This is a genomic window from Opitutales bacterium (assembly GCA_013215165.1).
GTDB lineage: Bacteria > Verrucomicrobiota > Verrucomicrobiia > Opitutales > JABSRG01 > JABSRG01.
On the sequence record JABSRG010000005.1, the window covers coordinates 69,687 to 82,109 of the forward strand.

General features: G+C 49.7%; 13 protein-coding genes. 4 read left to right on the plus strand and 9 right to left on the minus strand.

The genetic code is table 11. The features are described from left to right. Nucleotides 1-16 precede the first annotated feature (16 nt). The 7 genes from HRU10_01410 to lpxC all read right to left on the minus strand — a co-directional run bounded on the left by HRU10_01410 (nt 17) and on the right by lpxC (nt 8,421). Nucleotides 17-403 carry a response regulator gene (locus HRU10_01410; GenBank protein NRA25889.1) on the minus strand — a complete coding sequence of 129 codons (387 nt, stop codon included), beginning with the start codon at nt 401-403 and terminating at the stop codon, nt 17-19. Beyond that, nucleotides 396-1,505 (minus strand): PAS domain S-box protein, encoded by a 1,110-nt coding sequence (locus HRU10_01415; protein ID NRA25890.1) that lies wholly within the window; start codon nt 1,503-1,505, stop codon nt 396-398. The genes HRU10_01410 and HRU10_01415 overlap by 8 nt, the downstream gene beginning before the upstream one ends. A gap of 6 nt (nt 1,506-1,511) precedes the next feature. After that, nucleotides 1,512-2,834, minus strand: coding sequence for a PAS domain-containing protein (locus HRU10_01420; GenBank protein ID NRA25891.1), 1,323 nt, complete (start codon nt 2,832-2,834; stop codon nt 1,512-1,514). Continuing rightward, a complete protein-coding gene (locus tag HRU10_01425; protein NRA25892.1) occupies nt 2,815-5,739 on the minus strand; it encodes a transporter substrate-binding domain-containing protein in 2,925 nt (974 codons plus the stop codon). Before HRU10_01425 ends, HRU10_01420 begins: the two co-directional genes overlap by 20 nt. Nucleotides 5,740-5,965: 226 nt before the next feature. Then, nucleotides 5,966-6,166, minus strand: a complete 201-nt coding sequence (rpsU, locus tag HRU10_01430) for a 30S ribosomal protein S21 (protein ID NRA25893.1) — start codon at nt 6,164-6,166, stop codon at nt 5,966-5,968. 113 nt (nt 6,167-6,279) lie between these two features. Further along, the gene (lpxA, locus tag HRU10_01435; protein ID NRA25894.1) at nt 6,280-7,056 is read right to left on the minus strand and encodes an acyl-ACP--UDP-N-acetylglucosamine O-acyltransferase; all 777 of its coding nucleotides are present in this window, start codon (nt 7,054-7,056) and stop codon (nt 6,280-6,282) included. Nucleotides 7,057-7,068: 12 nt separating this feature from the next. Then, complete coding sequence (gene lpxC / locus HRU10_01440) at nt 7,069-8,421, minus strand: UDP-3-O-[3-hydroxymyristoyl] N-acetylglucosamine deacetylase (GenBank protein NRA25895.1); 1,353 nt, start codon at nt 8,419-8,421, stop codon at nt 7,069-7,071. A gap of 140 nt (nt 8,422-8,561) precedes the next feature. Between lpxC and HRU10_01445 the strand changes: the two genes are divergently transcribed. The 3 genes from HRU10_01445 (at nt 8,562) to HRU10_01455 (ending at nt 11,018) form a co-directional block, all read left to right on the plus strand. Continuing rightward, the gene (locus HRU10_01445) at nt 8,562-8,999 is read left to right on the plus strand and encodes an SET domain-containing protein-lysine N-methyltransferase (protein ID NRA25896.1); all 438 of its coding nucleotides are present in this window, start codon (nt 8,562-8,564) and stop codon (nt 8,997-8,999) included. A 66-nt stretch (nt 9,000-9,065) separates the two neighbouring features. Then, nucleotides 9,066-10,691 (plus strand): ComEC/Rec2 family competence protein, encoded by a 1,626-nt coding sequence (locus HRU10_01450; GenBank protein NRA25897.1) that lies wholly within the window; start codon nt 9,066-9,068, stop codon nt 10,689-10,691. 51 nt (nt 10,692-10,742) lie between these two features. Next, complete coding sequence (locus tag HRU10_01455) at nt 10,743-11,018, plus strand: hypothetical protein (protein NRA25898.1); 276 nt, start codon at nt 10,743-10,745, stop codon at nt 11,016-11,018. Between the two features lies 1 nt (nt 11,019). Here HRU10_01455 and HRU10_01460 read toward each other — a convergent pair whose 3' ends face one another. Together HRU10_01460 and HRU10_01465 are read right to left on the minus strand one after the other, a co-directional pair. Beyond that, entirely contained in the window at nt 11,020-11,730 is a 711-nt protein-coding gene (locus HRU10_01460) for an RES family NAD+ phosphorylase (GenBank protein ID NRA25899.1), read from the minus strand. A gap of 6 nt (nt 11,731-11,736) precedes the next feature. Next, complete coding sequence (locus HRU10_01465; protein NRA25900.1) at nt 11,737-11,925, minus strand: DUF2384 domain-containing protein; 189 nt, start codon at nt 11,923-11,925, stop codon at nt 11,737-11,739. 42 nt (nt 11,926-11,967) lie between these two features. Here HRU10_01465 and HRU10_01470 point away from each other — a divergent pair, with 42 nt between their 5' ends. Then, on the plus strand, nt 11,968-12,282 hold the full coding sequence (locus tag HRU10_01470) for a hypothetical protein (protein ID NRA25901.1): 315 nt from the start codon (nt 11,968-11,970) through the stop codon (nt 12,280-12,282). Nucleotides 12,283-12,423: the final 141 nt, after the last annotated feature.

Genomic DNA, 12,423 nt, shown 5'->3' on the forward strand with positions numbered 1-12,423 from the left:
AGTATAGGGGACAGAATCAGTTGCAATTCCGATCTATTAGATCGGCGATGATGCCAACTAGTTTATCCATATCCTGCACCGGCTTACGAATGGGTTCAGTCAATATATGCCTCAGATTCCTGAACTCCGCCGGAAGAGCATATTCAGGAGACCCAGTATATATAGCGTATACAGGTCCCGAAAACTTTTCTGAAGCCATGGAAACGAAGGTATCGCCGTCCATGCCTCCCATACGCACATCCACCAAACATGCATCTGGATGCACTGTTTCCATCAGCATCAAAGCGGCTTCTCCACTCTCGGCAGTGCAGACGACCCAGCCACGATCTTCGAAATGATCTCCAAGGCTTTCACGAATAAACTCTTCATCATCGATAATCAGAATCTTCCTCAATTCAGACATAGCTAGAATCACTCATAGGGAGTGAGATTAAAAACCTGGTGCCCTTTCCCGGAGCAGACTCTACCTCAAGTTTTCCATCATGACCTTCCGCAATGATGAAATATGACACACTCAATCCCAGGCCAGTGCCTACACCGACGGGCTTGGTAGTGAAGAAGGGCTCAAATACTCGCTTACGCGTTTCGTCACTCATCCCGGGTCCATTATCGGAGATTGATATCTGAGCCATGCCATCAACAGAGTTTGCTGAAATCCCCAAAATGAACCGAGGTTGCTCGACTCCTGCATCCTGCATAGCTTCGGCCCCGTTCCTGAGGATATTGAGAAAGACCTGTTGTATTTTCGCTGGTTCACAGGTGATGGAGACTACTTCAGCGCCGTAATCACGGATGATTTCAATTCGGCGGAAATCGTGATTCTTTTTCAGATCGTAATCGCTCTGAGCGAGCTCAAGAGCTTTGTCCAATAACTCTTTCGGATCCATAACCACAGAGTGCGCATCTGCCTTTCTCGCAAATGCGAGCATATTATCAACTACTTGAGCTACTCGTTTGCCAGAATCCACTATAGTATCAAGCATCCGGTATGCTCCACGCTTTTCCATGTAACTAGAAACTCCATCGAGGTCTATACCCACCTCAGCTGCAGCTCTCCGATTTGCTAAAGGAGCATCGATAGTCCCTAAACGGTTACGTAGGACACTCGCAGTCTGCATCATCCCAGCCAGAGGATTATTAATCTCATGCGCCATACCGGCAGCAAGGCCCCCAACCGAAAGCATCTTTTCACTTTGAATCATAATTTCTTCCATACGGACTTTGTCAGAAACATCATCGATCCTGATCATGGCCCCGTCGGAGATTCCTGAAAGCAGAGGAAATACGGTGGCATCAGTATAAATACTCGTGACTCCATCTTGTGAGTAACGCCTCGGGACGAATTGTGTCTGGCGAGTTTCTATCGCTTTTTGGATAAGCATTTCTTCCTCAAAAGAGAGATCTAATACATCTGCAACCCGTTGCCCTTCAGCATCTTCAAAACTCATTCCAGTCTCCTCAATCGCCTTGGCGTTCCATTGAGTGACTCGCAAATCACCGTCCACACCAACCTAAAGCGACGGCATGGAGTCGATAACGTTTGAGAGGTATGATTTTGTCTGCTCGAGAGAGTTTGAAGTCTCTCGACGTTCCTGGGCTAGGATGGCCTGCGCGGCAATTGACGCGATGACACGAGCGAAGTATTCCTCATCAGAGTGCCATTCACGTCGTCCGCCTTTGTGATCAATAGCGATGATGCCTCGAACCCGACCTTCCACGATAACCGCCATATCGATCAAAGCTCCCACACTTGAGGGAATCAAAAACGGTTCCTTGAGCTCGGCCACCCTTGGGTCGTTATAAATATCTGAGCACACCACGGTTCCCCCGGCACGTATGGGTCCGAAATAGGTCGGAAAGTCACTCGCATCGATCTCAATTCCAGATGAGTGCGCTTGGTGACTGCGCGTATATAAACTCCGAAAAGTAACTTTTGTGCTGTTTGTTTCAAATAGCCACAGCCCACAGCGCTCCACTTCAAGTGTTTCTGCCGCAATTTCAGTCAGTCGATCGAAGACTGAGGCAAGTTCTCCCTCGTGAATAGTTAGATCTAGCGCCAAAGTTGCTAGCGAATGCCGTTCTCGCAGTGTCCGTTCCTCTGATTCTATAGCTTCTTGCCTGGCGATAATTTGGTCGGTGATTATCTCAAAGGTCCCCAAAACTCCAATCACCTCTCCGCCTGGATCAAAGAGGGGACTCTTTGAAGAGCGAAGCCACTGGTTTGAGCCATCCAGCATCTCCAATTCCTCCTCGAATCCGAGCCGTGCTTCTCCCTGTTCAATAATATGGCGACCGGCATCCACAAAAGACTGGCTCTGTTTGAAACCAAGGGACGCGTCCGTCTGACCCACAACTTCGTCAGGTGTTTCACACTCTGCATAGTTTGCAAAGAGATTATTGCAGCCCAAGAAAACCCCATCTCGGTCCTTCCAGAACACTTGAACGGGTATGGTATTCAACACCAGATTAAGCATTTGTCGCGATGCCTCGTTCTGACGCTCGGCCTGCTTTTGCTCTAAAATACTACGAAAAACAAGGACCACTCCACTCATTGAGCCATCAGCATTTTTGTCTATTATTGGAGATGCTACACCCGCGATGTCGAAAACGAAACCACTACGCTCATACAGCAACAAGTCTTTCTCCTCGCTGAAGCTCTCCGCATGCTTGAGAACGCGACTGACCATAGAAATCGGAATACCATCATCCGCAGAGCGAGCGTTAAACACCGCGTCAGCATGCTTTCCGAACGCGCTGGCAATAGACCACCCAGTCAAGTTTTCGGCCACAGGGTTCATGCGAACCACATGGCCTTCACAATCGGTGGCAATCACGCCATCGCCAATTGAAGAAAGGGTGATCCTTAGATTCTCTAAGGCTGTCGCGAAGTTCTTGATTAGCAAGTTTCCGTGTCATCTCCGCCCCGATATTGAGCGAATACAGCTCGAGTATAGAACGAGGCACTTCATCTCTGGCAATGGGGCGATCATACAGGCACACGACAATTCCAATAACACCTCGTTCACGATCGATGATCGGCCAGCCGACATAGGCCTCTATAGCCATGTCGATCAATAGCTGATCATCTGGAAAAAGACTCGTTACTCCATCCTCATAGATACAGATCCGAGATCCAGTAACTTTTTCACACGGTGTACCCTTCAACTTATAGGAAAAATTGGGGACAGTCTTACTCTCATGAGCCACCGCGAGCGTGGTAATACTGCAGGTTTTTCGATACTCACCAATAATGACATAGGTCGCACCAGTTGCCTCTTGGAGTGCCAACACCATACGTTCAAAATATCCGGATTCATCCCCTTCAGAAGCAGCAAAGAGCGATCGACGGAGCTGCTCCTCACTTTTCTTCAGGTCCTTGGTGCGTTGAGCTACTTCACGCTTCAAAAGTCGATTCGAACCGATGATTAAAACTACGATAATCAATACCGGAAGCGACACTTTCCATACCCAAGACAGGTCAATTTCTCGCTCTAGAAAAACAGGAGCCCAACGTTGGTAAATAGCCTCCCGTTCTTCACTCGGTAAGGCTGCGATAGCCTTTTCAAGTATTCCAACCAAGGGCTCCCAGTCTTCGCGAACCCCAAATGATATTTCGCTCTGATATGGCGTGCTGCCACCCACGCGCACATTTCTAAATCGATGCTCTGAGATGATCTGGCCCGTCGTCAGGATGTTTCCGACAAATGCATCCACCTCGCCATTTTCGACAAGCTCGATTGCATCTTGAAGTCGCTTACGCGGAATGAGGATGATCTCAGGGAAGTCCCGCCTCATAGACTCCTCTATTGCAAAGCCTTCTCCAACTGATACCCGTCGACCCCTCAGATCGTCTAGCGATCTCAAGAGACCCGCTCCCTCACCCACGAAAATCATATTAGGCAAACGAATATAGGGCTCAGTAAATCTGAGGAATTCGCGCCGTTGACTCGTTGGTGCTATGCTCGAGAACATATCGATCTCCTTGTCTTTTGCCTTTTGCAAAAGCTGGGACCACACCCCATCGTCTTCGATAACGAAGTCGACGCCCAACAAACCTTCGACCTGGCGTATGTAATTAATGGAGATTCCACTGTATTGGCCCTGCCGATTCTGAAATGCAATCGGAGCAAATGTGCTATCCGAACCCACTCTAATGACCGGGTGTTGGCTCAGCCAAAGACGTTCTAGTTTTGTCAGACGAGCAAGAAAAGCAGAACGATCGATGGCCTGATTGAGTCCAGGCTGCCAACGGGAAAGGATTTGTTCAATACGATCCGAGTCTAAGCGTTCGATGGCGCTATTTATACTTGAAAGCAATTCGGGTCTATCGGGACGAATTCCAAAACCGGCAACAAGTCCTCGATCGATAAAAACATGTGCCAGCTCCGCAAGCGGATTTGCTTGAACGGCTGCTTGGAGATTAAAGTACCCGATGGCGAAGTCGATTTCCCGTTGCTCGAGGCCACGTAATAAAAGCTCCGTGTCTGAGTATGCAACCATCGTGGCCCCCACTGCATCCAATCGCTCCTCAAGAGAACCATTCGGTGACACAAGGCCAACCACTTGGCCACTCGGATCACTAAAGGTTTCGATAGCCACGTCTTCTCCTGCGCGCATGTAGGCATACTCATTGATCTGAAGAACCGGATCAGTCTCGGCAAAATATGTCCCCATGAAGTCTGATCCAGCTAGAATAGGAAAGACGCCATCAACTTCACCGGATATCAACGCGTCACCATAGGCAGCTCCATACTTCGGAATTAGCTCAATCTCGACCTCCAACAGATTTGAAATTTCGTCGATAAAGTCTGGGACCATACCCTTGAGCTCACCACCTTCTAAAAAAGCCACAGGAGCCCCCTCAACTTGCGTCACTAATCGAATCGTAGGGTCCACATTGAGCGAGGCAGCTGGCGCGTTAACTGCAAGAAATCCTGTGCGATGAACCGATCGCACTCCCCAGCGCTCCTCGAGATCTATGAACTCACTCTCAGAGATCATCGCGATCCCTTTATTTAAGATATTCCTCAACTGTCTCCAGGACTGATGTATCAGGTATCCCGAATCATTCCTATATCCCCCAAATTCAGCTACGCCTACAATTTCATCTTCATAGTGTTCCAATTGCGCCCTCAATGTTGAGAAACCAATTATTAAATCCACATCCCCAGCCAACAAAGCATCAATCGCGCCCTGCCAATCAAGATAGCCGCGCCGCGTCGCTGAGCTCTTCGTGCGTAACATATTGTGGATAAAACGTATGCTCTGCTTATAACCCACTCTCAGACCATTGAGATCTTGCGGCCCTACGATATCAAAGGAGGAATTTGAACGTGCATAAACGACTGGGATGTTAGACATGATCGGAAGAGTCACATCCACTTCCTGCATAAAATTAGACTCTATAACCGAACCCGCCAAAAAACCCCCGATCTCGCCGGATTCTAGAGATTCCCACTGAACGCGATCTACGCCTTCCTGATTCGCGCCAACCGATATAGGCAAATCGATGCCAAGATTTTCAACAACGAGCTTATGGATATCCACGCAAAAGCCCTTCAGCTCACCGTCCTCAATATAAGCGAATGGAGGAAGATCCGCAAAAGTCGCAATCGTAGCATCAGGATTTGCTTCGAGCCAGCCTATCTCCTGCTCACTCAAGACTTCTGAACGCCCAAAGAGTGAAACCATCAGCCCCGAGCAACCCAGTAAAAGGAGTGTTTTGGACCACATTGTCATACCCAAGAGCAAAAGGCGGCATAGTCCTCACTTTAGTAAGTGCGCAAACACGAATGCTTCACAGTATATTTGGGTCAAAGCACTTCAAAGTCTAAAGCTTGAACCCTTAAAATTAAAATTCACAGATTCTGTTTCACCCTTGTGAATCGAAACAAATACACAGACACAAAAAAACCCGCACAGCATTAATCTGAACGGGTCTAATGAGAGTCAACGTATGCGAACTCTACATATTCTGGTAGCGTTGGCGGAGCATATTGGTGAAAGCAGCTACCTTCTTCTTGCGGCGTTTTACTTCGCAAGGTTTTTCAAAATAGCGCTTGGCTCTGACATCGCGGATTACCCCCTCGCGGTCTAGACGCTTCTTCAAGCGACGCAGCGCGCGTTCGACAGGTTCCCCTTTGCCGATTTTTACCTCAATAGCCATAGATTAATTTCACCTCCTTTTCTGAAAGGTTAGGGACGTTAGCGCGACGAAGAAGGCTGTCAAAGTCATTCCTCAAAGATGCCGACAATCAGGCCAAGCGTTTTGATCCATTGCTATAGATAACCCATTTTCGAATCACCATGAAACTGGATCATGAGCTGGTAGAGCTCTGCATCACTCTCCGGATTCTCTTTGAGTTTTTCGACTGCCTGTGATCGATTGAGACCTTCGCGGTAGATCGTACGATAGATACTCTTGGCCGCTTCGATCGCGGATGCGTCATAACCCATGCGCTCCAACCTCACCTTATTGATCGTTCGCACACGACCAGGGTTTCCGTCCACCATGAGAAAAGGAGGAACATTTTTGGTAATTTTGCTCATGGCACCCACGATTGAGAATTTCCCTACTCTCACAAAAGGAGACAATCCCGACGCCCATGCGATATAGACGTGATCATCTACGATACAATGGCCACCGATAGCAGCGTTCGAGCTCATTATGAGATGACTCCCGACGGTCGCGTCGTGCGCCACATGGCTATACGCCAGCAAATTGTTATCATCACCGATCTCCGTGCGCGTTCCTTCGATCGTCGACATGTGAACAGTCACCGACTCGCGAAACACATTCCTATCTCCGACCTGAAGCCCGAGATCGCCGCCCTTAAATTTCAGGTCCTGAGTCTTCCCTCCGATGCACGCATACGGAAAGACCTCGTTGTCCCGACCCATGACCGTCATACCCTCAACACTAGCGTGGTGATGCAGAACGGTGCCTTTACCCAGTGAAACCCCAGCCCCGACATAGGCAAATGGACCAATAGAAACACCTTCGTCGAGCTGGGCACCCTTTTCGACACACGCCTGCGGATGAATTTCAGTAGCCATCAAAACTAAGAATCAAGAATCCTCGTCGGTCGGAATGACCAGTGTAAACATCAGCTCGGCAGAAGATACTACCTTATCTCCAACCCGGCACTGCGCAGAACAAACGCCGATCCGGTTATGACGTATCTTATTCAATGATACCTCAATACAAAGCTGATCGCCCGGCTCTACCGTGTTCCTGAATTTCACCTTATCAGCACTCATAAAGAAAGCCAGGGTGCTCGTGCTTCCAGTTTTACGCATTAAGAGCACGCCACCTGCCTGAGCCATCGCCTCCAGTTGAAGAACACCGGGCATAACAGGGCGACCGGGAAAATGCCCCTGAAAAAAAGGTTCGTTGATCGTGACGTTTTTAATCGCCCAGAGCTTATCGCAATCCTCGCTCACCTCGACGATACGATCTAACATGATGAAAGGATAACGGTGTGGTAGCACTTCGATCAGCTTCCGCACATCCATGTCCACCTGGGTCAGGTCTGGCACTTCAGGAGCATCTGTCGGTAAAGGCGGTGGCACTTCCTTTTTTACTAACTTCTGAGTCGACTGCTTCATACGGATCGCTTTCGTCAACTCAGCATTTAAGCGATGCCCAGGCAATGCGGCCACAATGTGCGCTTTCAGTGGCTTTCCCAAGAGCGTCAAGTCGCCAATGATATCGAGCATCTTGTGACGCACCATTTCGTCCACATACCGCAGAGGTTCCTTAGAGAGAATTTTATCCCCCTTGAGCACGATGGCCGAGTCTAGAGAACCTCCGCGCACTTTACCTTGGCGCAATAGTTCTTCGATGTCCTCATAGACCACAAACGTTCGGCTTTTCGAAATGTCCTCAGCATAGGTTTCAGGGTCGATCTCCAGCGACAGGTGTTGACTATGAAGCCCCCGATCATCTGCGGAAGTGCAGGTAATCTTGAAGCCGTCGTATGGCAAAGCGATCATCGACGACTTACCTGACGATACAGCTACCGAATCGGCCAGCTCGATGAATTCGCGCTCCCGATCCTGCTCAATCAGCCCTGCCTCTTGGATGAGTTCCACAAAGGGCCGCGCCGACCCGTCACAAATCGGTGGCTCAGATGCATCTAATTCGACGATGGCGTTATCCACTCCACAACCGCGCAGAGCGGACAAAATGTGTTCGATGGTATGAAACACTGCATCCCCGTCTTCAATCGTAGTCTGGCGCAGAAGATCCGTCACAAAGCTGACGTCAGCTTTCACTGATGGTTTTCCTTCTAGATCTGAACGACAGAAAAGGAAGCCTGTGCCAGCGTCGGCAGGTTTAATCGTCATATTCACCGGATTTCCAGTATGTAGAGACTTACCGGAAATTGATGCCTCAGATGCAAGCGTCTGTTCTTTCATAGGGGAAGCAGGTCTCAGATGAGACCTTCATGGACTGATAAAAGAAGCGACCGCCAACATTCCGAGAAAAAACGAGCACTCATCACGGTTCAACACACCTGAGTCTTGACGCCTCTGGGCCAGACGCAGAAACCATTGCTATGTCTTCGACCAAAAAGGTGATCCGCCGTGTGCGCCCCGTTCTGCTGAGCGAAATGGATTTTGAAATTCGCGAGAGCAGTATTCCGGACATCGGCCTCGGGCTCTTCGCCAAGCGCCTCGTCCGCCCAGGCGACACAATTGGTGCCTACACTGGCATCATAATCGATGACGCTCAGTCAGAGGAAGAGCCTTACGTATCATCGCGCTATCTTGTTTGGGTGTGTAAGGATTGCTGGATCGTCGGCGATAGTGATGAAGGAAATTACACACGCTTTATCAACCACAGCAAGCGGCCCAACGCCGAGCTGGTCACTTCGACCCGCTGGAAATCTGCTCGTATCAAAGCCATCCGTCTCATACGTCCGGGCGGAGAGGTATTCTTTGATTATGGGGATGAATATTGGGAAGCTCTCGAGTCAGAGGTAAAACCCCTCTAATTCGCACGGTTCGTTGGGGTAAGCCCACTATCGTTCGAAAACGGATTTCTCCCGCGCGTCCTTGCTATGATGCGTCGCGAGCAGAATAACCCACCCTGCAATCCGAGAGCTCCCATACTTAGCGTTTTACTCGTCTCAGTCGTCGGGATTTTGCTGGCCGATGCTTTCGATACAGAAAATTGGCACGCAGTTGGGCTGAGTTTGAGCCTAATTGGAGCGGTCATCTCACAAATCTTGGGGATGAAACGAATGGCCTGGGCATGTTTTCTTATACTCCTTGGTTTCTCAGCCATGTGGCGCACCGACTGGGTCCGCGAGCAGCGCGCACTACAAATGCCGTTCACCCCCGTTGAGTTTTCCGCGACCGGAACCGTGATCAAGCGATATGGCGGCATCGGGCCTCTTACTCGTCGGAGCTATTCCGTCAAGATCGAAGATGTACGTTTTAAAACGGACTCAGCCTGGAATCATAAGCGAGTCCATCTGCGCTCAGATTCTGAAGAGATTCTACGGATTGGAGACCGAGTATCTGGCCGATTTTACCTGATGCGCGATACATACGATTTGGAAAAATCTGGGTTCCAAGACTACCTACGAAATCAATATGTAGCCGCTACCGGAGCCATTACAGAGATCTATCGCACCGACGCGTCTGAAGGATTGGACCGACATTTTCGTATATTCAATCAACGCTGGTCCGCGCTCTGGTGGAACCTCAAAAACATACATGCCGATACCCGGGCCATCCTCATAGCGATCTCAACGGGCGATCGGTTCTACATGTCTGGTGATATCGAGGAAGCTTTCATCAGAACTGGAACGCTTCACCTATTTGCAGTCAGCGGTCTGCATGTCTTTGCAGTGCTCGGAGGCATCATGCTACTTTGCCGGATCATCCGCTTACCCCTAAAATATCGAGCCTGGCCCATATGCTTGGGCGTCAGCGCCTATGTAATCTTCGTCGGCTATACGCCATCTGCATTGCGAGCTTTATCCTTGATTTTGTTATATTATTTTTGCCGTGCAGTGCATCGACGCGCACGCGGCTTACCCCTATTAGCCCTCAGCGCTACAATCTTCATATGGATGACCCCTAAGATCATCTACAGCCTTGGGTTTTTACTGAGTTATTCGGTTGTCGGCGCAATCATGCTCTATGCACCCATCCTGCGCGATTCGTTCATGCCCATTGTTCGCCGGAGCGAAACGAACACGCGATCCGCAGATGTGTTGTTCTATCGCTATTCGATAAAAGAACCCGCTATACAATGCGTCCTTGTCAGCATTGCAGCATTCTTTGGCAGTGCTCCCTGGCTGGCAGCATCGCAGGGACTAATAGCACCTTGGTCCATCCCGGCAAATCTCATTATGGTTCTTCTCGGCACTGCCCTTTTATTTTCCACCTTAATCGGCGGATTACTCGCCTATGCCATTCCGGGGCTTACAGAATTCTGGATCTACCCTGCTCACTTCCTCGCTGGATTTACCCGAAACCTTGTTCTTTCTTGGGACACCCTACCAATCTCCATCGTCACAGCTCCGAGAGAATCCTTATCGTGGCCCGCCGCCGTCGTCTGTTTTGGCCTCGGCTACGCCTATTATAGCCGGTCCATTAAAGGAAATTCCTCCATCCGCACCTTCACTATCGCAGTAATTCCCGCTAGCATATTTATGCTAGCATCTGCTTTCTGACGATCACGTTGCTTGAAAAATCCCAAAGATACACTATCCCACCCTAACTATATGAAAAGCGCATACGAACTTGCTATGGAACGCCTCCGGGAGGAAGAACCAGATCGCCAAATCACAGAAGAACAGAAGCAGGCACTCGCTCAAATCGACGAAAAGTACGAGGCAAAATTCGCTGAGAAAAAACTGTTTCTCGAGCCCAAGATCGCCGAAGCACGCGCAGCTGGAAATGCCGACGAAGCCGAGGCCCTAGAAACGCAGCTTCGCAACGAAAAAGCCATGTTTGAGGATGACAAGGAGCGGGAAAAAGCCCGCGTGCGTGAGGAGTAGATCAATGGCTCTCGTTGCGGTCCCTGCGTGATATATCAAGGACGTCACGAATGCGCTGCTCGCGCGCATCATAAATATACTCCAAATGCATACGCTGCTTCGGCGCATGCACACAAGACGGACAAAAAACCGCAATACAGCGCCCCCCCTCATCACGGACACTCGAATAGAGAATCCCATCGACACCTAATTCCCGCTGCGCGCGAGCAAACTCCTGGCTCTCTCGATAGGTCGAAGTGGGCCGCAAAAGAAATGCGAAAGGCGAAGCCTCGATGGAAACGACATCACCCGTTATGGATCCCGAGTATACGCGCATCGTGACACGTTGATTGGGTTGGTTTGTGCAACTCAAGAATCGAGCCCGGTGGTAGGCACTTTCTTCAATAGCCGTTTCGATACTTCCAGCCGCATAATAGGCGCCGTATGTTGCATCCGAAAAACGCGCCTCATCATGTAGATAAATGAACGGTGCCATAACCACACTCATACCCGGGCCCGAACGCCACGCCTCTTTAGGAACACGGCGCAGATTCCCCATCTCCTGTTGTAGCCTCGAATTCGTCATTCCCTCGATTGCGGCAGCCAACGCAAATTCTTCCGCACTCTCGTAGATATCTTCAAAAACCTGAATCGGCGGATACTGACTCGGAATGATGCGAAACCACTCACCTTTTGGCACCGGAACACGCTGCGGTTCTGGAAAACTATTCATCCTCAATCAGCCACGCATCGCATCCAAATAGGCTCGCAACTCAGCGAGCCGCACCAAGCTACCCTGCAACACAAACTCCAGAGCAGTCTGCCCCCCAAACGGAAACGCGTCATTAGGCAGATGCATCCAATCATAGGCACGATCTGCATCGGGTATGACCAGAAGTGCGGGGAGAAAAATTTCGAATAATCGCATTTTATGGTGTACAAGCGTTCACAAGTTTGAAATAGGCTTGGGATGGCATCTAAAGAATCAGACCGCAAACAAGAGCGTATTCAGACAATCATAGAGCGCTTGTCCGAAAACGATCTGCTCCTAGAACGGATCGAAGACGTTGTTGAAACCGCTTACAGCGATAAGTCTGCGACCCTCGATGAGATTGAAGCCAAGCTCATTGATTTATTGCGTGAACTCGGCAATGAAAGCCTGACTCAGTGGGCTGCACGTAAAGAGAAAGCTGTTCACAAAGAGCTCAAAGGTGAGTACGGCCCTGTCCAACAGCGCGAAAAAAAACGCTCCATTTTTACACCACCTTCGGACGCGTCAAAATAATCGAGCGGATCTGGCGCACTCCTAGCAAGTCCTATCTGCGTCGTCTCCCAGGGGCTTTGGGTGTCAGTTGCAGAGGGGTGTCAGGCCGCCTGCGTGATGCCTTATATGATTTTGGGTTAGAGGACTCGTTTCGGCGGGCCA